The sequence below is a fragment of the Streptomyces sp. NPDC001480 genome, assembly GCF_042894725.1.
Classification (GTDB): Bacteria; Actinomycetota; Actinomycetes; order Streptomycetales; family Streptomycetaceae; genus Streptomyces.
Window position 1 is genome coordinate 58,980 of the sequence record NZ_JBIAVX010000027.1, and the last position, 23,395, is coordinate 82,374.

Sequence of the window (23,395 nt, forward strand, 5' to 3'; positions counted from 1 at the left end):
TGGTCTCCTGTGTTGGGCGGGGGGGCGACTTTCGTGCCGGTAACCCCCCCCCCCCCCCCCCCGCCGGCCCCCCCCCCGGGGCCCCCCCCCCCCCCCCCCCCCACTTCTCCCGGTCAGGCGAGCCGTACGACCGCCCGGGACATCCCCAGCACCTTCTGCCCCGCGCTCATCGCCGTGAGGTCGACGCGGACGGTGTTGTCGTCGAGCTTGGCCGCGACCTTGGCGCTGACCGCGATCGTGGCGCCCTGGTCGTCGTTGGGGACGACGACGGGCTTGGTGAAGCGGACGCCGTACTCGACGACCGCGGCCGGGTCGCCGGTCCAGTCGGTGACCACACGGATCGCCTCGGCCATGGTGAACATGCCGTGCGCGATGACGTCCGGCAGGCCCACCTCCTTGGCGAACTTCTCGTTCCAGTGGATCGGGTTGAAGTCCCCGGAGGCACCCGCGTACCGCACGAGGGTGGCGCGGCTCACAGGGAAGGTCTGCGCCGGCAGCTCGGTGCCGACCTCGACGTCGTCGTACGCGATCTTCGCCGTCATCGCTTTTCTCACGCCTCCTCGTCCGCGGCCCGCGACACGAGCTTGGTCCAGGCGGTCACGACGTGCTCGCCCGCCTCGTCGTGGACCTCACCGCGGACGTCCAGGATGTCGTTGCCCGCGAGGGTCTTGATCCCCTCGATGGTCGAGGTGACCGAGAGCCGGTCACCGGCGCGCACCGGGCGGGTGTAGGCGAACTTCTGGTCACCGTGCACCACGCGGCTGTAGTCGAGGCCGAGCTGGGGGTCCTCGATGACCTGTCCCGCGGCCTTGAAAGTGATCGCGAAGACGAAGGTCGGCGGGGCGATCACATCGGGGTGACCGAGCGCCTTGGCGGCCTCCGCGTCCGTGTACGCCGGGTTGGTGTCCCCCACCGCCTCGGCGAACTCGCGGATCTTCTCCCGGCCCACCTCATAGGGCTCGGTGGGTGGGTAGGTCCGCCCCACGAAGGACTGGTCGAGCGCCATGGGCTCGGCACCTCCTGCTTGCTCTACTGACCGGTACTGGTGGCTCAACGACGCGAGGCCGCCCCCGGTCATCCGGGGACGGCCTCGCGTACGAGCCTGATTTATCGCGTCTCGCGGTGCGCGGTGTGCGCGTTGCAACGCGGGCAGTGCTTCTTCATCTCAAGACGGTCCGGGTTGTTACGCCGGTTCTTCTTGGTGATGTAGTTCCGCTCCTTGCACTCCACGCAGGCCAGCGTGATCTTCGGGCGGACGTCGGTGGCAGCCACGTGAGTGCTCCTTGACGAACGGGTGGGTTAATTCAACGCAAGAAAGAGTAGCCGATCGAAGGACCGACCCCGCAATCGGCTACTGTCAGTAGCGGTGACCGGACTTGAACCGGTGACACAGCGATTATGAGCCGCTTGCTCTACCGACTGAGCTACACCGCTTTGATGCGATCGGATCCCGCCTCGCGGCGGGAACCTCACACACCAGAGCCCCAATACGGAATCGAACCGTAGACCTTCTCCTTACCATGGAGACGCTCTGCCGACTGAGCTATTGGGGCGAGCGATGAAGACATTACACGCTCGGCCGCCGTTCACCCAAATCCATTCCGGACGGCCCACCCCGCCCCGTCCGGCAGGGCTCTCTCCGGCCCCGTACGCCCCTCCCGCACACCCTCCGCATGCCCCACGACCAGCACCCCGAGGGACGGGACCACGCCGGTACGACTATTGCGCTCCTCCCCGCCGGGCGCGGCCCGCCACCCTAGGCTCGACTCACTCTGCGTGATCATGCGCCCGCTCACGCAGCCCCGAGTCCCTGGAGTGCGATGCCCGAGAGCCGACCGCAGCCGCCTTCCTCGTCGTCGGGACAGCCCGACGCGGCGCCCCTCCTGCTGTGCGGGGCGCGCCTGACCGACGGCCGGGCCGTGGACGTACGGCTGGGCGGCGGACGCATCGAGGCGGTCGGCACGGCCGGCAGCCTGGCGTCGGGACCGGCCCGGGCCGGCGGCACCCGCGTGGACCTCGGCGGGTATCTGCTGCTCCCGGCCCCGGCCGAGCCGCACGCCCACGGCGACACGGCGCTGTCCGCCGACGACGGCGGTCCGGTCTCGTACGACCCCGACGACGTCCAGCGCCGGGCCACGGAGGCCGCCCTGCTCCAGCTCGGCCACGGGGCGACGGCGCTGCGGGCGCACGTGCGCGTGGGCGACGTCCAGGGGCTGGGCGCACTGGCCGCCGTACTGCGGGCTCGGCGCTCGCTGCACGGACTGGCGGAGCTGACGGCGGTGGCGGTGCCGCGCGTGCTGACCGGAGTGGCCGGGGCGGACGGGCTGGCGATACTGCGGGACGCGGTGAAGATGGGCGCCTCCGTGGTGGGCGGCTGTCCGGATCTGGACCCGGATCCGACGGGCTATGTGGAGGCGGTGCTGGAGATCGCCTCCGAGCACGGCAGCCCCGTGGACCTGCACACGGACGCCGCCGACCCGGCCCGCCTGGCCCGGCTCGCGGCGATGGCGGGTGGTCTGCGCCCCGGCGTGACGCTCGGCCCGTGCGCCGGTCTGGCCCGGTTGCCCGCCGAGGCGGCCTCGCGCATCGCGGACCGGCTCGCGGCGGCCGGCGTGACGGTGGTGTGCCTGCCCCAGGGCGGCTGCGGGAACGTCGAGGGGCGGGACACCGCTCCGGTACGGCTGCTGCGCGCCGCCGGCGTGCGGGTCGCGGCCGGCAGCGGCGCGCTGCGAGACGTGTCGAACCCGGTGGGGCGCGGCGATCCGCTGGAAGCGGCCTACCTGCTGGCCTCCCGTCACGGCCTGCGCCCCGCGGACGCCTACGACGCGGTCAGTGCCTCCGCCCGCGCGGTGCTCGGCCTGCCCGAGGTGCGCGTCGAGGCCGGGTTCCCCGCCGAGCTCCTCGCCGTGCGCGGTGACCACCTCGCCGGAGCGCTGTCCCTCGCGTACAGCCGGATCGTGGTGCACCGGGGACGCGTGGTGGCGCGCACCAGCGCGGTGCGCGAGTACTGCAACTCGGCCGCGGCGGCGGAGCTGGGGCTGCCGCGGCAGGGCCGGGGCGAGTTGTCCTGACCGCTGCCGCCCGGGCGGGTGGGACCGCACCGAAGTCGTGCGGCGGATGCGGCCCTTCGGGCGTACGGTCGGAAACATGCGCATTGTCATCGCTGGTGGTCATGGTCAGATCGCGCTGCGGTTGGAGCGGCTGCTCGCCGGGCGCGGATACGAGGTCGCGGGCATCATCCGCAAGCCGGAACAGGGCGACGACCTGCGGGAGGTGGGCGCCGAACCGGTTCTGCTCGACCTGGAGTCGGCCTCGGTGGAGGAGGTCGCGGCGCATCTTCAGGGCGCGGACGCGGCGGTCTTCGCGGCGGGCGCCGGCCCGGGCAGCGGCGCGGCCCGCAAGGACACGGTGGACAGGGGCGCGGCCACGCTGTTCGCGGACGCCGCCGTCCGGGCGCGGGTCCGCCGTTTCCTGGTCGTCTCGTCCATGGGGGCGGACCCGGCACACCAGGGTGACGACGTCTTCGACGTGTACCTGCGAGCCAAGGGCGAGGCCGACGCCTACGTCCGTGGCCTGGACGCCCTGGACTGGACGATCCTGCGCCCCGGCTCGCTGACGAACGACCCCGGCACCGGCCTGGTCCGCCTGGAGGCGCACACCGGCCGCGGCTCGATCCCCCGCGACGACGTGGCGGCCGTACTCGCGGAACTGGTGGACACCCCGGCGACGGCGGGCCTGACGCTGGAGCTGATCGGCGGGTCGACGCCGATGACGGTGGCGGTGAAGTCGGTGGCGGGCAACTGAGGTTGACGGACGGGAGCGGGGACCGGGAGCCGGGCGGCGAGGTCGACGGCGGGCCGGGGCATTGAGGTCGAGGATCGGGCTCGGGCGCCGAGGTTGACGGCCCGGACCGGGCGGCGAGGCTGACCGCCGGGCCCGTGCTGCGGCGGGCGGTCAGAACAGGGGCAGCTGCCCGGGGAAGTCCGGCAGCGCGTACCCGTCCAACGACGGTTGCACGGCCCCCAGTTCCGCCTGCCGCCGTGACCCGGCGCACGAGACGAGCTCCCCGCCGCGCCGCACCCCGGGCGGATCATGCCGCGCGAACCGCCCGGCGACGACGGCGATTTCACGACGGCACACCGGGCAGGTTCTGCGCCGGGCGGACGACCCGGACCGGGAGGACGCGGAGGACATGCAGCCAGTGTGCCCCGGGGCACTGACATCGCCACGAGCCACGAGGTGACGGACGTCACTCCATGGGCCAAGGGTGCACCAAATGATCTCTGAGGGCCCCCGAGACCCACGCAAAAGACCCCCGCCTGACCTGCGTCTCCGCAGGTCGGACGGGGGTCTTCCCCAGTGTGGCGGCGCCAGGATTCGAACCTGGGAAGGCTGAGCCGGCAGATTTACAGTCTGCTCCCTTTGGCCGCTCGGGCACACCGCCGGGGGGTGAAGCCGGTCGAACCGCCTTTCCGCGGTGCTCCCTGGCAACGACGTAAACAATACCCGATGGGTAGGGGTGCTTCGCCACTCGGTTGATCGGCCCCTCGGAGACGCGGGGTGGCTAGGCTGGTGCGGATGCGGTCCGGCCCTCGTGCCGGGCTCGGCGGCGACCGCCGCGCACGCCGACACGCACCCGATACGCACCCCGATACAAGGAGCCACAGGACATGGCCGACTCCAGTTTCGACATCGTCTCGAAGGTCGAGCGGCAGGAGGTCGACAACGCCCTCAACCAGGCCGCCAAGGAAATCTCGCAGCGCTACGACTTCAAGGGCGTGGGCGCCTCGATCTCGTGGTCCGGCGAGAAGATCCTGCTGGAGGCGAACTCCGAGGAGCGGGTCAAGGCGGTCCTCGACGTCTTCCAGTCCAAGCTGATCAAGCGCGGCATCTCGCTGAAGGCGCTGGACGCGGGCGAGCCCCAGCTCTCCGGCAAGGAGTACAAGATCTTCGCGTCCATCCAGGAGGGCATCTCCCAGGAGAACGCCAAGAAGGTGGCGAAGATCATCCGCGACGAGGGCCCCAAGGGCGTCAAGGCCCAGGTGCAGGGCGACGAGCTGCGCGTCAGCTCCAAGAGCCGCGACGACCTCCAGGCCGTGATCGCCCTCCTGAAGGGCCAGGACTTCGACTTCGCGCTTCAGTTCGTGAACTACCGGTAGGAGAGCACTCCACTGCGCGGAAGGGCGGGCACCCGGTGGTGCTCGCCCTTCCGTCGTGTCCGAGCCGACGGTCAGTCGCGCGAGTTGCCGAACAGGAGGCGGTAGACGATCAGCAGGACGAGCGAACCACCGATCGCGGCGGCCCAGGTGGCGCCGTCGTAGAAGTGCTTGGAGACAGGGTGGTCCAGCCAGCGGGCCGAGATCCAGCCGCCGATGAACGCGCCCGCGATACCGATGAGGGTCGTGCCGATGAAGCCGCCCGGGTCACGGCCCGGCAGCAGGACCTTGGCGATGGCTCCGGCCAGAAGTCCCAGGATGATCCAACCGATGATGCTCATGCCCTGAACCTGCCCTTCCGCGCTGTGGCCGCACTGTACGGCCCTTGAGAATTCGGTGAGGACCGTCTGTCCGTCGTGCGCGTGTTCGTGCCGTGTTGCTGCACAGGACGCCACGGGCACACCGGGCGGTTGCATCGATCAGTAGGGTCCAGCGCATGACACCCTCCGGTTCAAAACTGCGGCGCACCCTGGGAGTGCGGGACGCCGTGGTCGTCGGGCTCGGCTCGATGGTCGGCGCCGGGGTGTTCTCCGCCCTGGGGCCCGCCGCCGGCGCGGCCGGGTCGGGGCTGCTGCTCGGGCTGGCCGTCGCCGCCGTGGTGGCCTACTGCAACGCCACCTCGTCGGCACGGCTCGCCGCCCTGTACCCGGCCTCCGGCGGCACGTACGTGTACGGGCGGGAGCGTCTCGGGGTGTTCTGGGGCTACCTCGCGGGCTGGGCCTTCGTCGTCGGGAAGACGGCCTCCTGCGCGGCGATGGCGCTCACCGTCGGCGTGTACGTCTGGCCGGGACAGGCGCACGTGGTGGCGGTCGCGGCCGTCGTGGCGCTGACCGCGGTGAACTACGGCGGCATCCAGAAGTCCGCCTGGCTGACGCGGGCGATCGTGGCCGTGGTGCTGGCGGTCCTCGCTTCCGTGGTGGTCGTGTGTCTGGCCTCCGGAATGTCCGATGCCGGGCGGCTGGGCATCGGGCTGTCCTCTGGCGGGGGCGGGGTGCTTCAGGCGGCCGGACTGCTCTTCTTCGCGTTCGCCGGGTACGCGCGGATCGCGACGCTGGGTGAGGAGGTGCGGGATCCGGCACGCACCATCCCGCGCGCGATCCCCCTGGCCTTGGGTATCGCGCTGGCCGTGTACGTGTGCGTGGCCGTCGCCGTTCTGTCCGTGCTCGGCCCGGGCACTCTCGGGCAGGCGGAGGCGCCGCTGGCGGACGCGGTGCGGGCGGCCGGGGTGCCGGGGCTGGCGCCCGTGGTGCGGGTCGGGGCCGCGGTGGCCGCTCTGGGGTCGCTGCTCGCGCTGATCCTGGGCGTGTCGCGGACCACGCTGGCCATGGCCCGTGACGGCCATCTGCCCCGGGCGCTGGCCGCCGTGCATCCGCGTTTCCAGGTCCCGCACCGTGCGGAACTGGCGGTGGGCGCGGTCGTCGCCGTGGCGGCGGCGACGGTGGACGTACGGGGTGCCATCGGCTTCTCCTCCTTCGGTGTGCTGGCCTACTACGCGATCGCCAACGCCTCGGCCTGGACCTTGAGCCCGGCTCCGTCGGCGCGTGTGGTGCCGGCGGTCGGACTGCTGGGGTGCGCGACGCTGGCGTTCGCCCTGCCGGTCGTCTCGGTCGTCGTGGGAGCGGGTGTGCTGGTCGTGGGAGTGGCGGCCTATGCGGTACGGCGGCGGGTGGGGCTCCGTACACATGGTGCAGGCCGCCACTGACAACCGGGCGGGCCTGTGGACGAAGGGCCGGTTGTGGACAACTCGCGGCGGGGAGGGCAGGCCTGAAGGGCGGTCAGGCGAGGCGGACGGCCGTCAGCGCGTCGCGAACGGCTCGTCCGACGGCACGATCTCGCGGCCGAGCGGGAACAGGGAGATCGGGATCAGCTTGAAATTGGCGATGCCGAACGGGATGCCGATGATCGTGACGCACAGGGCGATCCCGGTGACGATGTGGGCGATGGCCAGCCACCAGCCGGCGAGGATCAGCCACAGGACGTTGCCGATGCAGGACGCGGCGCCCGCGTCGCGGCGCTCGACGGTGGTGTACCCGAAGGGCCACAGGGCGTAGACGCCGATACGGAACGCCGCGATGCCGAACGGGATCGTCTCAGGACGTTCCCGATCACGCTACAAGCGCTCTCCGGTTCTGCCTGAGCGCATGATCGGCTGATACTGGTGACAGCAGGCATGCCGACGGACCGACCTGGAGAGGTACCGATCATGAAGGTGTTCAACCTGCTGCTCAACATCCTGTGGCTCGTCTTCTGCGGCTTCTGGATGGCGCTCGGCTACCTCATCGCTGCGCTGATCTGCTTCGTCTTGATCATCACCATCCCGTTCGGCATCGCGTCGCTGCGTATCGCCGGCTTCGTTCTGTGGCCGTTCGGCCGCACCACCGTGGACCGGCCTGATGCCGGGGCGGGCTCCTTCATCGGCAACGTAATCTGGGTGATCTTCGCGGGATGGTGGCTGGCGCTGGCTCACCTGATCACGAGCATCCCCTTGTTCCTGTCGATCATCGGGATCCCCTTCGGTTGGGCCAATCTGAAGCTCATTCCCATTTCGCTGATGCCGCTGGGCCGCGAAGTGGTCCCGTCTGATCAAGGGTTCGGCGCGCGCTAATTGCGCTAATTCGGTCATCCGTAAACTCGGCAAGGCATGAAGGATAGAGGCGCGCCAGGGCACGCAGGGGGATCGTCCAGTGGCCAATCCGAAACGCTTGAGCCAAGAGCTCTCGGACGAGGAGTGGGCGAAGATCGCTCCCCTCCTCCCGAAGGGGCGCAGGGGCACCGTCCGACGATCCGTGGACGCCATCTTCTACAAGGCTCGCACCGGCAAGGCATGGCCCAACGTGATCAAGGAAACCGGCGCCACCATCCAAGCTTCGAAGCACTTCAACGCCTGGGCCTCCGACGGCACCTGGAGCCGTGTGAACGCTGCGCTCACGGACGTGGAACGGGTCCCTCTCCCGGAGATCCAGCTACTGCCCTCAATGGTCATCGAAGGGCGGGTCGACCCGAGCGCGATGCTGAACGCAGAAGAACGATCCCGAACGGGATTCCGATGATCGTGATGCAGAGCAGCACGCCCGCGAGCAGGTAGCCGAGGAACAGCCAGAAGCCGCTCAGGATCAGCCAGATGACGTTCAGGATGGTTCTCACTGGTAACGACCTGCCATCTTCTCGAGCCGGGCGATGCGGTCCGCCATCGGCGGGTGCGTGGAGAACATCTTCGACAGTCCCTGTCCGGGTCGGAAGGGGTTGGCGATCATCATGTGGCTCGCGGTCTCGATGCGGGGCTCGGGGGGCAGCGGGAGCTGCTGGGTGCCGGTCTCGAGCTTGCGCAGGGCGCTGGCGAGGGCGAGCGGGTCGCCGGTGAGCTGGGCGCCGGAGGCGTCCGCCTCGTACTCCCTGGACCGGCTGATGGCCAGTTGGATCAGGGACGCGGCGAGCGGGCCGAGGATCATGATCAGCAGCATGCCGAGCAGGCCGGGGCCCTCGTCGTCGTCGGAGCGGCCGATCGGGATCAGCCAGGCGAAGTTGACCAGGAACATGATCACCGAGGCGAGCGCGCCGGCGACCGAGGAGATGAGGATGTCGCGGTTGTAGACGTGGCTGAGCTCGTGGCCGATGACGCCGCGCAGTTCGCGCTCGTCGAGCATGCGCAGGATGCCCTCGGTGCAGCACACGGCGGCGTTGCGCGGGTTGCGGCCCGTGGCGAAGGCGTTCGGTGCCTCCGTCGGGGAGATGTACAGGCGCGGCATGGGCTGGCGGGCCTGGGTGGAGAGGTCGCGGACCATGCGGTACAGGGCCGGGGCCTCGAACTCGCTGACCGGGCGGGCGCGCATCGCGCGTAGAGCCAGCTTGTCGCTGTTCCAGTACGCGTACGCGTTCGTGCCGAGGGCGACGAGGACCGCGATGATCAGCCCCATGCGGCCGAAGAAGCTGCCGATGACGATGATGAGTGCGGACAGTCCACCGAGGAGTACTGCCGTCCTGAGCCCGTTGTGCCGGCGGTGCACGGTACGCCCTCCAAATCGTGCAGCGGGGGAACTCTCGGGTCCAGTGGACCCTCCCGCTCTGGTCAACGCCAGGCGGCCGCCGCGAGTTCCCTGGTACAGGCGGCGGCGCGTGTCGGCCGTACGGGTGACGTGCCCTTATCGCCTCACGCGCGTGTGGGGCACGGGTGCCCCGTGCGCGCGTGGCGAGTCATCCGAACAGGCCTGTGGCCGCGAAGCGCAGGACGAGTTGGGGTGCGCCGGACAGGACGACGCCGAGGACTCCGGTGAGGGCGAGGGCGGCGGTGAGGGGGGCGGGGAGGCGGTGGCGGGCGGGCTCGCCCTCGGGGGCACGGAACAGCAGGGCCGTCCACTGGAGGTAGTAGAACAGCGCGATCACGACGTTGACGGCCATGACGACGGCGAGCCAGCCGAGGCCCGCGTCGACGGCGGCCGAGAAGACGGTGACCTTGGCGAACAGGCCGATGATGCCCGGGGGGAGTCCGGCGAGGCACAGCAGGAAGAACGCCAGGAGCAGTGCGGTCAGCGGGTTCGACGCGTAAAGGCCCCGGTAGTCGGTGAGCCGGTTGAGGGACTTGGTGCGGCCGACGAGCGCGGCCACGGCGAAGGCGCCGAGGTTCACGGCGGCGTACATCAGGGCGTAGGCGACGGTGGAGCCGATGGCCTTCTGGGCGTCCTTGGTGTAGCCGGCGGCGGCGATCGGCACGAGCAGGTAGCCGGCCTGGCCGACGGAGGACCAGGCGAGCAGCCGTACCGCGCTGTGCGCGCGCGTGGCCTGCTGGCGCAGGGCGGCGACGTTGCCGACGGTCATGGTGAGGGCGGCGAGGACGGCGAGGGCCGGGCCCCAGACGTCGGCGTACGACGGGAACGCGACGACGGTGACGAGGATCAGGCCGGAGAAGCCGACCGCCTTGCCGACGACCGACAGGTAGGCGGCGATGGGCAGCGGGGCTCCGACGTAGGTGTCGGGCACCCAGAAGTGGAAGGGGACGGCGGCCGTCTTGAAGGCGAAGCCGACGAGGGTGAGGACGACGCCGGTCTGCGCGAGGGTGTGGAGCTGGCCGTCGACGTGCTGGATCCGGTCGGCGACCTGGGTGAGGTAGAGGGTGCCGGTGGAGGCGTAGACGAAGCTGATGCCCATCAGGCTGACCGCGGTGGCGGTGACGGAGGACAGGAAGAACTTCAGGGCCGCTTCGGAGGACCGCCGGTCGCCGTGCCGGATGCCGACGAGGGCGAACGCGGGCAGGGAGGCGACCTCCAGGGCCACGATGAGGGTCGCGAGGTCGCGGGAGGCGGGCAGGAGGGCGGCGCCCGCGGCGGAGGAGAGCAGCAGGAACCAGAACTCGCCTTCGGGAACCCGTCGTCCGGCGTCCTTGAGCGCGGTGACCGACAGCAGGGCGGCGAGGAGGGCGCCGCCGAGTACGAGGAACTGGATGACGAGGGTGAACCGGTCGGCGGTGTAGCTGCACGCGTGCGTGGCGCCGGTGAGGCAGAAGGTGCTGCGGTCGCCGTCGAGGAGGGGCAGCAGCAGGAGGGCCGAGGCGGCGAGCCCGGCGATGGAGATCCAGCCGAGGACGGCCTTCCTGGCGTCGGACAGGAACAGGTCGGCGACGAGGACGACGAGGGCGACGACGGCCGCGAGGGTGGGCGGGGCGATCGCGAGCCAGTCGACGGACTGGACCACCGACTGGGCCAGGGGTTGGGCCAGGGCGCTCATCGGGTGCCTCCTGCGAGGAGCTGCTGCACGGCCGGGTCGGTCAGGCCGAGGAGGGCCTTCGGCCAGAGTCCGGCGACGACGGTGAGGGCGACGAGCGGGGTCCAGGCCGCGAACTCGTAGCCGTGGACGTCGGCGAGCTTGGGGACGTCCTGCGGTACGGCGCCCATGCATACGCGGCGGACCACGACGAGCATGTACGCGGCGGTCAGCAGCGTGCCGAACGCGCCGATCGCCATGAAGGTGAGGAACGCGGGGCGGCTGAGGCCGGCGGCGGGCTCGAACGCGCCGAACAGCGCCAGCATCTCCCCCCAGAACCCGGCGAGGCCCGGCAGGCCGAGCGAGGCGACCGCGGCGAAGGCGAGCAGACCGCCGAGTCGGGGAGCCTTGCCGTACAACGCGGCCCCCGTCTCCTCGGCGAGGGTGTCGAGGTCGGTGCTGCCGGTGCGGTCCTTCAGCGCGCCGACCAGGAAGAAGAGGAGGCCGGTGATGAGGCCGTGGGCGATGTTGGCGAAGAGCGCGCCGTTCACGCCGGTCGGGGTGGTGGTGGCGATGCCGAGCAGGACGAAGCCCATGTGGCCGACGGAGGAGTAGGCGATGAGCCGCTTCAGATCGCCCTTCGCGCCCTGCTTGGCGAGGGCCAGGCAGGCCAGGGATCCGTAGATGATCCCGACGACGGCGAAGGCGGCGAGGTAGGGCGCGAAGGTGTGGAAGCCGTCGGGGGCGATCGGCAGCAGGATCCGGACGAACCCGTACGTACCCATCTTCAGCAGGACGCCCGCCAGCAGGACCGAGCCGACGGTGGGCGCGGCGGTGTGGGCGTCCGGCAGCCAGCTGTGCAGCGGCCACATCGGCGTCTTGACCGCGAGCCCGATCCCGATCGCGAGAACGGCGATGACCTGCACGGATGTGGTCAGCGACCGGCCGTTGTCAGTGGCGAGTGCCACCATGTCGAACGTGCCCGCCTTGATTCCGATCAGGAGCAGGCCGAGCAGCATGACCACGGACCCGAGCAGCGTGAAGAGGATGAACTTCCAGGCGGCCTGGGTCCGCCCCTCGCCGCCCCAGCGGGCGATGAGGAAGTACATCGGGATGAGCACCGTCTCGAACGCGAGGAAGAACAACAGCAGGTCGAGGACGGCGAAGGTCGCGAGGGTGCCGGTCTCGAGGACGAGCAGCAGTGCGACGAACGCCTTCGGGGACGGGCCCGCGGGCGGCTTGAAGTACGAGTAGAGCGCGCAGAGGAAGGTCAGCAGCGCGGTCAGGACCAGGAGGGGGAGGGAGATGCCGTCGATGCCGAGGTGGATCCGCACGTCGAGTGCGGGGATCCAGCTGATGTCGGTCGTGGCCTGCATCTTCGACGGATGGTCGTGGTCGAAGCCGAGCGCGAGGACGATCGCGGCGATGAGGATCACGCCGGTCACGGTGACGCCGTGCCGGAGCACGGCCTGCGCGGGCGACTTCCCCTTCAGTCCGGGCGGGGCGGGCAGGAGAGCGGCGACGGCGCCGATGAGCGGGCCGACGACGACGAATGCCAGAAGGAACTGCATCACTGACTCGTTGATATCGATCACGCCTGCTCACACTCCCGAGGCGACGAGGAGGACGGCGACCGCCAGGACGACGGTGCCGGCGAGCAGCGCGCTCACATAGGTCTGGACGTTGCCGGTCTGGGCGCGCCGTACTGCGGCCCCGAGCAGTCGGGGCAGCGCGGCCGCGCCGCGTACGTAGGTGTCGACGACCTCGCGGTCGAGGAACCGGACGAGACTCGCTCCGGCCTGGACCGGCCGGACGAACAGCGCCGCGTACACGGCGTCCAGGTGGAAGCCGACGGCCGCGTGCCGGTGCAACGGGCCGAGCAGCAGCCGTCCGGGGTCGGCCGGGTCGGGCGCGTAGGCCACGCCTCCGTAGACGGGTGCGTGGCTGGCGATGGCCTCGGCCTCGACCAGTGCGGCGTCCCCCTCGGGGTGGGCGGCGACCGCGCCCAGCGGGACGCGGGCGGCGAGTGCGGTGGTGCGCTGCCAGGCGCCGTAGGTGACGATCCCGCCGACCAGGGCGAGGCCGGTGCCGAGGATGGACGTGATGAGGGTGGGGGTCAGGTCGCGGCCGTCGAACCAGTCGGGCAGCGCCCGGTAGGCGAAGCCGCCGAAGGCCAGGGACGGGACGGCGAGCACCCACAGCACCACGGTCATGGTGAGCGGCTGACGGCCGTGTTCGGGGGCCTCGGCACCGTGCCCGCGGAAGGCCAGCAGCCACAGGCGGGTGGCGTAGGCGGCGGTGAGCAGGGCGGTGAGCAGGCCCGCGACGAGGACGACCCAGCCCGCGCCGGCGGGGGCGTGCCCGGTGTGGCCGGTGGCGGCGTGCTCGGCGGCGCCGAGGACGGACTCCTTGGAGAAGAAGCCGCTGAAGGGAGGGATCGCGGCGAGTGCGAGGAGCGCCACGGTCATCGTCCAGTAGGCGTCGGGGATGCGGTCGCGCAGGTGGCTCATGCGGGACATCGCGGCCAGCGAGTTGGTGCCGGCGGCGTGGATGATCACGCCGGCCGCGAGGAACAGCAGCGCCTTGAAGGCGCCGTGCGAGAGGAGGTGGAAGACGGCGGCGCCGCGGTCGCCGACGGCGAGGGCGCCGGTCATGTAGCCGAGCTGGCCGATCGTCGAGTAGGCGAGGACGCGCTTGATGTCGTCCTGGGCGAGCGCGGCGAGACCGGAGCCGAGCATCGTGACGGCGGCCATGACGGCGAGGACGAGCAGCGCGGCCGAGGAGGCCTCGAAGACGGGGAGGAGACGGGCGACGAAGTAGACACCGGCGGCGACCATCGTCGCGGCGTGGATCAGCGCGGAGACGGGTGTGGGACCCGCCATCGCGTCGGGGAGCCAGGTGTGCAGCGGGAACTGCGCGGACTTGCCGGCCACGCCCGCCAGGAGCAGCAGGGCGATCAGCGTCGGCTGGTGCAGGCCGCCGCTCGCGACGGTGCCTAGGACGCGGGTGATCTGGAAGGACCCGGCGTCGGTGCCGAGTGCGAACAGGCCGATGAGGAAGGGCACGTCGCCGAGCTTGGTGACCAGGAAGGCCTTGAGGGAGGCGGCGCGGGCTTCCGGGGTCTCCCAGTAGTGGCCGACCAGGAAGTAGGAGCAGATGCCCATGACTTCCCAGCCGACCAGCAGCACGATCAGGTCGCCCGAGTAGACGACCAGGAACATCGCGGAGGTGAACAGGGAGACGAGGGCCGCGTAGGAGGGGTAGCGCGGGTCGTCGCGCAGGTAGCCGGTCGAGTAGACCTGCACGCAGGTGGCGACGACGCCTACGAGTACGGCGACCAGGGCGGCGAAGCCGTCGATGTAGAGGGCCAGCTCGATCGGGACGGAGCCGGTGGGCGTCAGTTCCGTGGCGGAGGTGATCGCCCGGCCCCCGCCCTGGCGGACGGCGACCAGCACGGCCAGCACCACGGAGACGAGGGGCGGCAGGACGGCGAGCGGGCGGGTGAAACCGGGGGTCGTGCGGCCGAGCAGCAGGCCGGCGGCGGCGCCCAGGAACGGCAGGAGGGGGACGAGGACGGCGAGGGTGGTCGTGGTCACGCGGTGGCCTCAGCCTTCTCGGCCGCTGGGGTGTCGGGGCCGTCGGTGGAGTGGCCCTCGGCGGTGTCGCGGAGCTTGTCGATGTCGGAGGTACCGCGGTTGCGGTACACGGCGAGGACGATCGCCAGGCCGATGCCGATCTCGGCGGCGGCGATGGCGATGGTGAACAGGGTGAGGGCCTGACCGGAGTGCAGGGTCTCCTTGGCGGCCTTGCTGAGCCAGACGTCGAAGGCGACCAGGTTGAGGTTGACGGCGTTGAGCATCAGCTCGACCGACATCAGGACCAGGATCGCGTTGCGCCGGGCGAGGACGCCGTACAGGCCGGTGCAGAACAGGAGGGCGGAGAGCACGGCGGGATAGGCGAGGTGCATCAGCGGACACCTTCCTTGTCGGCCGGGTCGGCTCCCTTGCCGTCGCGGGCGCCCGGGACGGCGGGACCGGTGTCGGCGGCCGCGTCGGCCTTGCGGGACAGGACGATCGCGCCGACCAGGGCGGCGAGGAGGAGGACGGAGAGGGCCTCGAAGGGGAGGACCCAGTTCTGGAAGAGGCTCGCGCCGGTGACCTTGGTCGAGCCGGCGGCCGGGCCGTCCAGGTCGATCCACGTGGTGCGGAAGGCGTCGACGACCACCCAGACCAGGGCGGCCGCGGCGGCGACGGCCACGGTGAGGGCGGCCCAGCGGTTGCCTGAGTCGGCGTCCGGGGAGCGGCCGATGGGGGCCCGGGTGAGCATCAGACCGAACAGGAGGAGGACGACGACGGAACCGACGTAGATGAGGACCTGCACCCAGGCGATGAACTCGGCTGTGAGCAGCAGGTATTCCACGGCGAGACCGCCGAGGGTCACCACCAGCCACAGGGCGGCGTGCACCAGTTGCCGGGTGGTGACGGTGACCAGCGCGGCGCCGAAGGTGACCAGGCCGACGAGGAGGAAGGCGATCTCGACACCGTTCGGGGAGAGGAAGCCGTGGGTTTCGGCGGCGAGGCTCACGACTCCCCCTCCTGCGGCTCGGCCGGCCGGTCCTGGGCGGCCGCCAGCTTCTCGGCCGTCTTGCGGGCGGTGGCGATCTCCTTCGGTTCCTCCGCGCCCGTGTCGTGGGCGGGCGGGGGCGGGACCGTCCACATCCACTCGCGGAGCTTGTCGCGTTCGTGGGTGAGTTCGCGGATGTCGGTCTCGGCGTACTCGAACTCCGGGGACCAGAACAGGGCGTCGAAAGGACAGACTTCGATGCAGATACCGCAGTACATGCACAGGGAGAAGTCGATGGCGAAGCGGTCGAGGACGTTGCGGCTGCGTTCGCGGCCGCCGGGGGTCGCCGCCGGGACCGTCTCCTTGTGGGAGTCGATGTAGATGCACCAGTCCGGGCACTCGCGGGCGCACAGCATGCAGACGGTGCAGTTCTCCTCGAACAGCCCGATGACGCCGCGGGTGCGGGGCGGGAGGTCGGGCTGGACGTCGGGGTACTGCGCGGTGACGGTCTTCTTCGTCATCGTGCGGAGGGTGACGGCCAGGCCCTTGGCGAGGCCGGAGCCGGGGATGGGAGCCATGGTTAGGAGATCACCACCTTGACGATGCCGGTGAGCGCGATCTGGGCGAGGGAGAGGGGCACGAGGAGGGTCCAGGAGAGTTTCTGCAACTGGTCCTCGCGCAGGCGGGGGTAGGTGACGCGGAGCCAGATGACGAGGAAGGCGAGGATCGCGGTCTTCAGCAGGGTCCAGAGCCAGCCGAGGCCGTCGGCGCCCCAGGGGCCGTGCCAGCCGCCGAGGAAGAGGACGGTGGTCAGGCCGCACAGGACGACGATGCCCGCGTACTCGGCGAGCAGGAACAGGGCGAAGCGCAGGCCGGTGTACTCGGTGTACGCGCCGAAGATGATCTCGGAGTCGGCGACGGGCATGTCGAAGGGCGGGCGCTGTAGCTCGGCCAGTCCGGCGACGAAGAAGACGACCGCGCCGACGATCTGCCAGGGCAGCCACCACCAGTGGAAGGCGTGGAGGATCCCGGGGATCGACACGGTGCCCGCGGCCATCGCCACCGAGGCGGCGGCGAGCAGCATCGGGAGTTCGTAGGCGAGGAGCTGGGCGGCGGTGCGCAGACCGCCGAGGAGGGAGAACTTGTTGGCGCTGGCCCAGCCGGCCATGAGCGAGCCGAGGACGCCGACGCCCATCACCGCGAGCACGAAGAACACGCCGGCGTCCAGGACCTGGCCGACCGCGCTCTCGCTCGGGCCGATGGGGATGGCGAGGAGCACCAGGAGGTACGGCAGGAGGGCCACGGCGGGGGCGAGCTGGAAGATGCGGCGGTCCGCGCCCGCGGGTACGACGTCCTCCTTCTGCGCGAACTTCACGCCGTCCGCGATGAGCTGGGCCCAGCCGTGGAAGCCGCCGGCGTACATCGGGCCGAGGCGGCCCTGCATGTGGGCCATCACCTTGTGCTCGGTCTGACCGACGATCAGGGGGAAGGTGAGGAAGACGACGAACACGACCAGGAGTCGCAGAGCGACGTCCAGCGCGTCGTTCACTGCGGGCCTCCGGTGGGGTCGTTACGGGTGGGGGTCTCCTCGCCGGGCGCGGGCTCGCAGCCGGGCTCAGGCTCACGCTCGGCCTGCGGCTCGGAGTCGCGCCCTGCCTCCGGCCCGCGCTCGGCCTGCGGCTCGGAGACGGGCTCGGGCCCGCGCTCGGCCTGCGGCTCAGGCTCGGCCTGCGGCGCGCGCTCGGTCTCGCCCTCGTCGAAGGCCGGGCGGGCGTGGTGCCAGGGGGCGTCCGAACTCTGGGGGGCGGTGGAGCGCGGGGCGGGCCGGGCGGGGGTGTCCGGCGGTGTCGCCGTCGGCTCCGTCGGCTCGGCACCCTCCGCGCCCTGCACCCGCTGCGACGCGGACCCCCCGCTGGCGCTGCGCGCCCGGCGCGGTGCGGCCGGGCCGGCGGTGTCCCGCTGGCTCGCGGCGCCTCCCGACGCGCTGCGGGCCCGGCGCGGTGCCGTGGGCGGCGCCTCCGCGGGAGCAGCCTCGGCGGAGGCACCGGCGGCCGCAGCCCCCGCCGCACCGGCCCCCGCCGCCGCGGCCCCCGTCTCCGGGGCCTGGCTCGCCGATCCCTCCGCGGCGGTACGTGTCCGCCGCACCGGCCGCTCCCCCGCCGCGCGCGCGGGCCGCTCCCCGGTGGCCGCCGCGCGTCCCTCGCCGCGGGCCGGGCGGGCCGGGGCAGGGGGCAGCTGGCCCTTGAGGGGGCCCCACTCGTTGGGGTCGGGGACGCCCGGCGGAAGCATCTGCCGGCGCTTGGGCCCGCCGTGCTCGGACTCCCCGGGTTCCTTGGCGCCGGGCCAGGCCTTGGCGACCCGCGCGGCGAGGACGAAGTCCTTCCGCAGGGGGTGGCCCTCGAAGGTCTCGGGCAGCAGGAGGTGGTCCAGGGCGGGGTGGCCCTCGAAGTGGACGCCGAACATTTCGTGCGTCTCGCGTTCGTGCCAGGCCGCGCCCGCGTAGACGCCGACGGCGGAGGCGAGCGCCGGCGCCTCGTGCGGGACCGTGGTGCGCAGCAGGAGGCGGCGGACCGGGGAGAGGGCGACGACGTGCGCCGAGACGCGGAAGCCCGTGCCCGGTTCGTCGACCGCGCTCAGCCAGTCGAAGTAGGTGCACGAGAGGGTGGTGCGCGCGGTCTCCAGCGCCGGGATCCAGGAGGAGGGCGGTACGTCGACCGTCAGGACCTCGTAGGACTCCTCGGCCGTGGCCTCCGTACCGAAGAGGTCCTCGACGGGGGCGGGGAGCCAGCCGACGGTGGTCATCGGGTGTCGCCCTCCCCGCCGGACGGCTGCGCCGGGGGCCGCACCAGGCCGCTCTGGAGGGCCGCAGCGGAGGGGCGCGGGGCTCCACCGGTGCCGTAGCGCTCGCCGAGCGACTCCTGGGCGATCTTCTCCTGGAGCTTGAGGATGCCCTGGAGGAGGGCCTCGGGGCGGGGCGGGCAGCCGGGTACGTACACGTCGACCGGGATGATCTGGTCGACACCCTTCGTCACCGAGTAGGAGTCCCAGTACGGCCCGCCGCAGTTGCTGCACGCGCCGAAGGAGATGACGTACTTGGGCTCGGGCATCTGCTCGTACAGGCGCTTGACGGCCGGGGCCATCTTGTCCGTCACCGTGCCGGAGACCACCATCAGGTCGGCCTGGCGCGGGCCCGGTGCGAACGGGATGACGCCGAGGCGGATGAAGTCGTGGCGGGCCATGGACGCGGCGATGAACTCGATCGCGCAGCACGCGAGACCGAAGTTGAAGACCCACAGGGAGTAGCGGCGGCCCCAGTTCAGGACCACCTTCATCGGCTCGGGGGCCAGGCGGGCGAGCGCGCCCAGCCGCTTCGGCTCGGGAAGCAGCACGGGCTCGGGAGGAGTGGGGGTCACGTCCATGCCAGGACGCCCTTCTTGTATGCGTACAGCAGGCCCACGGCGAGGAAGCCGAGGAAGATGAACATCTCCACCAGCGTCGTCGCGCCGTAGCCGGGGGCGGCGAAGACCGTCGCCCACGGGAACAGGAAGATCGAGTCGACGGCGAAGATCACGTAGAGGAATGCGTAGACGTAGTAGCGGACCTGGGTGTGGGCCCAGCCCTCGCCGACGGGGTCGACGCCGCACTCGTAGGTCAGCAGTTTCTCCGGGGTGGGCACGACCGGCCGCAGCAGGCGGCCCGCCCCGAAGGCGACCGCGACGAACAGCACGCCGACCAGGGCGAGCAGTCCCACGACCGAATATGACTGGAAGTAGCCCGCCGCGACGACGGTCGAGTCCCCCAACGTCTCCCGCAACGTGCGTCCCTCGCTCCCTGACCCGGTGACTGCGGTGAACCGTGAATCGCCGACCGTGGTGGTTGACGTGATTCGACGATGTGTACGCACGGGAGTCTAGGCCCTGATAAAGAGAGGGTAAGCAGCCCGTCACACCCTGGGACGGGAGAGCACGGCGAGGGTGGGGTTTTCCCCAGTGGACGTAGGCGGGGGACCTCATGGCGCCGCGGCGCCGGGCACGGCACGCTAACCCGTATGACCGCACCCGTCCCCAGAGCCGACGCCCCCGGTGCCGGCCCCAGTGCCGACGACCCCAGTGCCGACGACCACCGTCTGCCGCCGGCGCGCTTCGCCTTCGACAAGCACACCTGGAAGGAGATCGCGCATCTCCTGGCCAACCTTCCGGTGGCGATCCTCGGCTTCGTCTACGTCTGCTGCACGCTGTTCGTCAGCGGCTTCATGACGCTCACCGTGGTCGGCTTCCCGCTGCTCGCGGCGACCCTGATGGGTGCGCGCCTGCTGGGGAGGCTGGAGCGGGGCCGGGCCCGGGCCCTGCTCGGGGTGCGGGTGGAGGAGCCGACTCCGCTGCCGCTGAGGAAGGGCGGCGGGCTGTTCCAGCGGTTGTGGATGGCCCTGAAGGACCCGGTGGGCTGGCGGACGCTGCTGTACGACTTCATCCGGCTGCCCTGGGGCATCCTCACGTTCGTCATCACCTTCGCCTCGCTGTTCGTGCTGTGGCCGGTGCTGCCGTTCATCGCGCGGGGCCTGACGAACGCGGACCGGGCGATGGTGCGGGGGCTGCTGTCACCCTCCGACGAGCTCGAACGCCGTATCGCCGAACTGGAGTCCGACCGCGGAGTGGTGGTGGACACGGCGGCTGCCGATCTGCGGCGCATCGAGCGCGATCTGCATGACGGGGCGCAGGCCCGGCTGGTCAATCTGGCGATGGGGCTCGGCCTGGCGAAGGAGAAACTGCTGGAGGGGCGCGCCGACGACACCGTCGCCGCGATGGTCGACGAGGCGCACGGCGAGGTGAAGCTGGCGCTCCAGGAACTGCGCGATCTGGCGCGGGGCATCCACCCGGCCGTCCTCACCGACCGCGGCCTGGACGCGGCCCTGTCCTCCGTCGCCTCCCGCTGCACGGTGCCGGTGAAGGTCACCAGCGACCTGGCGGAGCGGCCGGCCGCCGCGATCGAGGGCATCGCCTACTTCACCGTCTCCGAGCTGCTCCAGAACATCAGCAAGCACAGCCGGGCGAGGTCCGCCTCCGTCGAGGTGTGGCGGTCCGAGGACCGGCTGCTGATCCAGGTGTGGGACGACGGGCAGGGCGGCGCCCGGCTGGACGGCGGCACGGGCATGCGGGGGCTCGCGGAGCGGCTCGGCGCGGTCGACGGGCTCTTCGTCGTCGACTCGCCCACGGGCGGCCCGACCACGGTCACCGCCGAGCTGCCCTGGCGGGACCGGACCCAGGCCCCCGGCCGGGGGTAGGGAAAACCCCCCGGCCAACACGCCGACGGCCTCCATGGCCCCTCGACCTGCGCCGCAGCAGCCTGGACGTACGGCAACACAGCCGCCGACGAGGAGAACGGGACGACACCGATGGCCACGGAGTACGGACAGGGGTACGGGGAGAGGTACGGGCACGGCGGCCGGCCCGGACGCCACGGCACCGACGACTGGGGGCAGCGCCCGCACCGGCTGCCCGCCGCGCTCCGGGCGCCGCTGGAGGCCCGCACCTGGCGTGAGTTCGGCTACGTCCTGCTGAACCTGCCGATCGCCGTCCTGACCTTCGTCTACGCCGTGACGATGGTGGCGCTCGGCGCGGGCCTGCTGGTGACCTTCCTCGGCATCCCGGTGCTGGCCGGGGCGCTGGCGGGCTGCCGGGGTCTGGGGACGCTGGAGCGGGCGCGGGCGCGTGGGCTGCTCCGTCTGGAGGTGGCCGAACCCGAGCCGCTGCGGGTGGGCAGGAACGGTCCGCTGGCCTGGATGGGCGCGGTCCTGAAGAGCGGCACGTCCTGGCGGCACCTGCTGTACGCGCTGCTGCACTTCCCGTGGGCGGTGCTCTCCTTCGTCGTCGCCGTCAACTTCTGGGCGTACGGCTGGGCGCTGCTGACGTACCCGCTGTGGTTCTGGCTGTTCCCGATGTACGGCGGCCAGGGCGGCCTTCAGCTGTACGGGGACGCCCACCACAGCATCTATCTCGACAACCCGTTCGAGATCACCGTGACGGCGCTGGTCGGGCTGCTGTTCACGCTGGCCACGCCGTGGATCGTGCGGGCGCTGACGATGGTGGACCGGCTGATGGTGCTGGGGCTGCTCGGGCCCTCGCGGCTGGCGAAGCGGGTGGTGGAGCTGGAGTCCGACCGGGGTGTCGTGGTGGACACGGCGGCGGCCGACCTGCGGCGCATCGAGCGGGACCTGCACGACGGCGCGCAGGCGCGGCTGGTGGCGCTGGCCATGGATCTGGGGCTGGCGAAGGAGAAGCTCGCCGAGGACCCGCGGGCGGCCGCCCGCATGGTCGAGGACGCGCACGGCGAGGTGAAGACGGCCCTTCAGGAGCTGCGCGACCTGGCGCGCGGCATCCATCCCGCCGTGCTGACCGACCGCGGCCTGGACGCCGCCCTGTCCGCCGTCGCGTCCCGCTGCACCGTGCCCGTCCAGGTCGAGGTGGACCTCGCCGAACGGCCGGCCCCCGCCATCGAGGGGATCGCCTACTTCACGGTCTCCGAGCTGCTTCAGAACGTCAGCAAGCACGCCCGGGCCAGGTCGGCCTCCGTGGACGTGTGGCGGTCGGAGGACCGGCTGATGCTCCAGGTCATCGACGACGGGGTCGGCGGGGCCGATGTGACCGCCGGGTCGGGGCTGGCCGGGCTCGCCGAGCGGCTGGACGCGGTGGACGGGATCCTCGTGGTGGACTCCCCGGCCGGCGGCCCCACCCGGGTTACGGCGGAGCTCCCCTGGCGCCGTTGACGGGTAAATCCGCTTGTCCGGGCACGTCCCGCTCCCGATGCTGGAATGCTGAACCTTCGTAGGAACGAACGGGGACAGCGGGCGTGGGGGGCCGGGAGATCGTGGAGGACAGGGTGCGGGTGGTCATCGCCGAGGATTCAGTGCTGCTCAGGGAGGGCCTGACCCGGTTGCTGACCGATCGCGGGCACGACGTCGTCGCCGGGGTGGGGGACGCCGAGGCACTGATCAAGACCATCGACGACCTGGACGCGCAGGGCATCCTGCCGGACGTGGTGGTGGCGGACGTGCGGATGCCGCCGACCCATACCGACGAGGGCGTCCGGGCGGCCGTACGGCTGCGCAGGACGCACCCCGGGCTGGGGGTGCTGGTGCTGTCGCAGTACGTGGAGGAACGCTACGCCACCGAACTGCTGGCCGGTTCCAGTCACGGGGTCGGCTATCTGCTCAAGGACCGGGTCGCGGAGGTCCGCGAGTTCGTGGACGCGGTGGTACGGGTGGCCCGGGGCGGCACGGCACTGGACCCGGAGGTGGTCGCACAGCTGCTCGGGCGCAGCCGCAAGCAGGACGTACTCGCGGGGCTCACCCCGCGCGAGCGGGAGGTCCTGGGGCTGATGGCCGAGGGCCGCACGAACTCGGCGATCGCCAGGCAGCTGGTGGTCAGCGACGGAGCCGTCGAGAAGCACGTCAGCAACATCTTCCTGAAGCTCGGTCTGTCGCCGAGCGACGGGGACCACCGGCGTGTGCTGGCGGTCCTCACCTACCTGAACTCGTGACGTCACCCACCTGAGCCCGTGACGGTCGGGACACCCGCGCGCAGACGGTCGGAACATCCGGGCGAATCGCTGTCCATCATGCGAATGGCCGAGGGAAGGCGACCCTAAGCGACGTAGGGTTGATCCTGGGAAGGTCCACGGGACGACCACGCCCCGGGCAGCCGCCTCGAAGGAGGTCCAGTTCAGTGACCAGCCAGGTCAGCAGCGCAGCGGAACAGGCCGACGGAGCAGTCGTAGGAGGGCCGCGCAAACCGGCCGGGGCGAAGGGCGTCCGCCGTCTGGACCGGGTGATCATCCGGTTCGCGGGCGACTCCGGGGACGGTATGCAGCTCACGGGTGACCGGTTCACGTCGGAGACGGCGTCCTTCGGCAACGACCTGTCGACG

General features: G+C 71.4%; 26 protein-coding genes, 3 tRNA genes and 2 pseudogenes. 10 read left to right on the top strand and 21 right to left on the bottom strand.

All coding sequences use genetic code 11. The features are described 5' to 3' along the window. Positions 1-113: 113 nt before the first annotated feature. The 5 genes from ACFY01_RS42045 to ACFY01_RS42065 form a co-directional block, all read right to left on the bottom strand. Positions 114-542: a MaoC family dehydratase gene (locus tag ACFY01_RS42045; RefSeq protein WP_390741043.1), complete on the bottom strand. Its 429-nt coding sequence runs from the start codon at positions 540-542 to the stop codon at positions 114-116. A gap of 8 nt (positions 543-550) precedes the next feature. Then, the gene (locus tag ACFY01_RS42050; RefSeq protein ID WP_390741044.1) at positions 551-1,006 is read right to left on the bottom strand and encodes a MaoC family dehydratase N-terminal domain-containing protein; all 456 of its coding nucleotides are present in this window, start codon (positions 1,004-1,006) and stop codon (positions 551-553) included. 101 nt (positions 1,007-1,107) lie between these two features. After that, positions 1,108-1,272: a 50S ribosomal protein L33 gene (rpmG, locus tag ACFY01_RS42055; RefSeq protein ID WP_003948671.1), complete on the bottom strand. Its 165-nt coding sequence runs from the start codon at positions 1,270-1,272 to the stop codon at positions 1,108-1,110. 89 nt (positions 1,273-1,361) lie between these two features. Continuing rightward, positions 1,362-1,434, bottom strand: a tRNA-Met gene (locus ACFY01_RS42060). A gap of 46 nt (positions 1,435-1,480) precedes the next feature. After that, a tRNA-Thr gene (locus ACFY01_RS42065) sits at positions 1,481-1,553 on the bottom strand. Positions 1,554-1,820: 267 nt separating this feature from the next. Between ACFY01_RS42065 and ACFY01_RS42070 the strand changes: the two genes are divergently transcribed. Then, on the top strand, positions 1,821-3,071 hold the full coding sequence (locus ACFY01_RS42070; protein ID WP_390741045.1) for an amidohydrolase family protein: 1,251 nt from the start codon (positions 1,821-1,823) through the stop codon (positions 3,069-3,071). 76 nt (positions 3,072-3,147) lie between these two features. Continuing rightward, complete coding sequence (locus ACFY01_RS42075; RefSeq protein ID WP_390741046.1) at positions 3,148-3,804, top strand: SDR family oxidoreductase; 657 nt, start codon at positions 3,148-3,150, stop codon at positions 3,802-3,804. Positions 3,805-3,954: 150 nt separating this feature from the next. On the opposite strand, the gene ACFY01_RS42080 is transcribed toward ACFY01_RS42075, so the two are convergent. After that, positions 3,955-4,194, bottom strand: a complete 240-nt coding sequence (locus tag ACFY01_RS42080) for a hypothetical protein (protein WP_390741047.1) — start codon at positions 4,192-4,194, stop codon at positions 3,955-3,957. A 168-nt stretch (positions 4,195-4,362) separates the two neighbouring features. Then, positions 4,363-4,444: transfer RNA gene (locus ACFY01_RS42085), tRNA-Tyr, on the bottom strand. Positions 4,445-4,670: 226 nt separating this feature from the next. Here ACFY01_RS42085 and ACFY01_RS42090 point away from each other — a divergent pair. Continuing rightward, positions 4,671-5,159, top strand: a complete 489-nt coding sequence (locus tag ACFY01_RS42090; protein WP_390741048.1) for a YajQ family cyclic di-GMP-binding protein — start codon at positions 4,671-4,673, stop codon at positions 5,157-5,159. Positions 5,160-5,230: 71 nt separating this feature from the next. Here the strand turns inward: ACFY01_RS42090 and ACFY01_RS42095 are convergent, their stop codons facing one another. Then, the gene (locus tag ACFY01_RS42095) at positions 5,231-5,497 is read right to left on the bottom strand and encodes a GlsB/YeaQ/YmgE family stress response membrane protein (RefSeq protein ID WP_361455673.1); all 267 of its coding nucleotides are present in this window, start codon (positions 5,495-5,497) and stop codon (positions 5,231-5,233) included. A 155-nt stretch (positions 5,498-5,652) separates the two neighbouring features. On the opposite strand from ACFY01_RS42095, the gene ACFY01_RS42100 reads away from it, so the two are divergent. Next, complete coding sequence (locus ACFY01_RS42100; protein WP_390741049.1) at positions 5,653-6,918, top strand: APC family permease; 1,266 nt, start codon at positions 5,653-5,655, stop codon at positions 6,916-6,918. Between the two features lie 93 nt (positions 6,919-7,011). On the opposite strand, the gene ACFY01_RS42105 is transcribed toward ACFY01_RS42100, so the two are convergent. Next, positions 7,012-7,302: a YccF domain-containing protein gene (locus ACFY01_RS42105; protein WP_390741067.1), complete on the bottom strand. Its 291-nt coding sequence runs from the start codon at positions 7,300-7,302 to the stop codon at positions 7,012-7,014. Positions 7,303-7,419: 117 nt separating this feature from the next. Between ACFY01_RS42105 and ACFY01_RS42110 the strand changes: the two genes are divergently transcribed. Both ACFY01_RS42110 and ACFY01_RS42115 read left to right on the top strand, forming a co-directional pair. After that, positions 7,420-7,821: a YccF domain-containing protein gene (locus ACFY01_RS42110; protein ID WP_390741050.1), complete on the top strand. Its 402-nt coding sequence runs from the start codon at positions 7,420-7,422 to the stop codon at positions 7,819-7,821. Positions 7,822-7,900: 79 nt separating this feature from the next. Beyond that, positions 7,901-8,266, top strand: a complete 366-nt coding sequence (locus ACFY01_RS42115) for a transposase (RefSeq protein WP_390741051.1) — start codon at positions 7,901-7,903, stop codon at positions 8,264-8,266. Here ACFY01_RS42115 and ACFY01_RS42120 read toward each other — a convergent pair. The 12 genes and pseudogenes from ACFY01_RS42120 to ACFY01_RS42175 all read right to left on the bottom strand — a co-directional run. After that, positions 8,232-8,360: pseudogene (locus ACFY01_RS42120) on the bottom strand (YccF domain-containing protein); the annotation flags it as partial. The gene ACFY01_RS42115 and the pseudogene ACFY01_RS42120 overlap by 35 nt on opposite strands. Further along, positions 8,357-9,220, bottom strand: a complete 864-nt coding sequence (gene htpX, locus ACFY01_RS42125) for a zinc metalloprotease HtpX (RefSeq protein WP_390741052.1) — start codon at positions 9,218-9,220, stop codon at positions 8,357-8,359. The pseudogene ACFY01_RS42120 and the gene htpX, both read right to left, overlap by 4 nt. A gap of 187 nt (positions 9,221-9,407) precedes the next feature. Then, positions 9,408-10,934, bottom strand: a complete 1,527-nt coding sequence (locus tag ACFY01_RS42130; protein WP_390741053.1) for an NADH-quinone oxidoreductase subunit N — start codon at positions 10,932-10,934, stop codon at positions 9,408-9,410. Then, positions 10,931-12,505 (bottom strand): NADH-quinone oxidoreductase subunit M, encoded by a 1,575-nt coding sequence (locus ACFY01_RS42135; protein WP_390741054.1) that lies wholly within the window; start codon positions 12,503-12,505, stop codon positions 10,931-10,933. The genes ACFY01_RS42130 and ACFY01_RS42135 overlap by 4 nt, the downstream gene beginning before the upstream one ends. A gap of 6 nt (positions 12,506-12,511) precedes the next feature. Next, positions 12,512-14,506 carry an NADH-quinone oxidoreductase subunit L gene (locus ACFY01_RS42140; protein WP_390741055.1) on the bottom strand — a complete coding sequence of 665 codons (1,995 nt, stop codon included), beginning with the start codon at positions 14,504-14,506 and terminating at the stop codon, positions 12,512-12,514. Then, positions 14,503-14,877 (bottom strand): NADH-quinone oxidoreductase subunit NuoK, encoded by a 375-nt coding sequence (gene nuoK, locus ACFY01_RS42145; protein WP_390741056.1) that lies wholly within the window; start codon positions 14,875-14,877, stop codon positions 14,503-14,505. Before nuoK ends, ACFY01_RS42140 begins: the two co-directional genes overlap by 4 nt. Then, positions 14,877-15,494, bottom strand: a complete 618-nt coding sequence (locus tag ACFY01_RS42150; protein WP_390741057.1) for an NADH-quinone oxidoreductase subunit J — start codon at positions 15,492-15,494, stop codon at positions 14,877-14,879. The genes nuoK and ACFY01_RS42150 overlap by 1 nt, the downstream gene beginning before the upstream one ends. Then, on the bottom strand, positions 15,491-16,051 hold the full coding sequence (locus ACFY01_RS42155) for a NuoI/complex I 23 kDa subunit family protein (protein WP_390741058.1): 561 nt from the start codon (positions 16,049-16,051) through the stop codon (positions 15,491-15,493). Before ACFY01_RS42155 ends, ACFY01_RS42150 begins: the two co-directional genes overlap by 4 nt. 2 nt (positions 16,052-16,053) lie before the next feature. Next, on the bottom strand, positions 16,054-17,022 hold the full coding sequence (locus ACFY01_RS42160; protein WP_361809056.1) for a complex I subunit 1 family protein: 969 nt from the start codon (positions 17,020-17,022) through the stop codon (positions 16,054-16,056). Then, positions 17,019-18,275, bottom strand: a complete 1,257-nt coding sequence (locus ACFY01_RS42165; RefSeq protein ID WP_390741059.1) for an NADH-quinone oxidoreductase subunit C — start codon at positions 18,273-18,275, stop codon at positions 17,019-17,021. Before ACFY01_RS42165 ends, ACFY01_RS42160 begins: the two co-directional genes overlap by 4 nt. Continuing rightward, positions 18,272-18,892, bottom strand: a complete 621-nt coding sequence (locus ACFY01_RS42170; RefSeq protein WP_390741060.1) for an NADH-quinone oxidoreductase subunit B — start codon at positions 18,890-18,892, stop codon at positions 18,272-18,274. The genes ACFY01_RS42165 and ACFY01_RS42170 overlap by 4 nt, the downstream gene beginning before the upstream one ends. Continuing rightward, positions 18,883-19,287, bottom strand: a complete 405-nt coding sequence (locus ACFY01_RS42175; protein WP_390741061.1) for an NADH-quinone oxidoreductase subunit A — start codon at positions 19,285-19,287, stop codon at positions 18,883-18,885. The genes ACFY01_RS42170 and ACFY01_RS42175 overlap by 10 nt, the downstream gene beginning before the upstream one ends. A 234-nt stretch (positions 19,288-19,521) precedes the next feature. Here ACFY01_RS42175 and ACFY01_RS42180 point away from each other — a divergent pair, with 234 nt between their 5' ends. From ACFY01_RS42180 to ACFY01_RS42195, 4 genes and pseudogenes are all read left to right on the top strand, one after another. Further along, positions 19,522-20,754, top strand: coding sequence for a sensor histidine kinase (locus ACFY01_RS42180; RefSeq protein ID WP_390741062.1), 1,233 nt, complete (start codon positions 19,522-19,524; stop codon positions 20,752-20,754). A gap of 111 nt (positions 20,755-20,865) precedes the next feature. After that, positions 20,866-22,236, top strand: coding sequence for a sensor histidine kinase (locus ACFY01_RS42185; RefSeq protein WP_390741063.1), 1,371 nt, complete (start codon positions 20,866-20,868; stop codon positions 22,234-22,236). A gap of 113 nt (positions 22,237-22,349) precedes the next feature. After that, positions 22,350-23,009, top strand: a complete 660-nt coding sequence (locus ACFY01_RS42190) for a LuxR C-terminal-related transcriptional regulator (RefSeq protein WP_390741068.1) — start codon at positions 22,350-22,352, stop codon at positions 23,007-23,009. A 185-nt stretch (positions 23,010-23,194) separates the two neighbouring features. Then, a pseudogene (locus ACFY01_RS42195) lies at positions 23,195-23,395 on the top strand (2-oxoglutarate ferredoxin oxidoreductase subunit alpha); the annotation flags it as partial.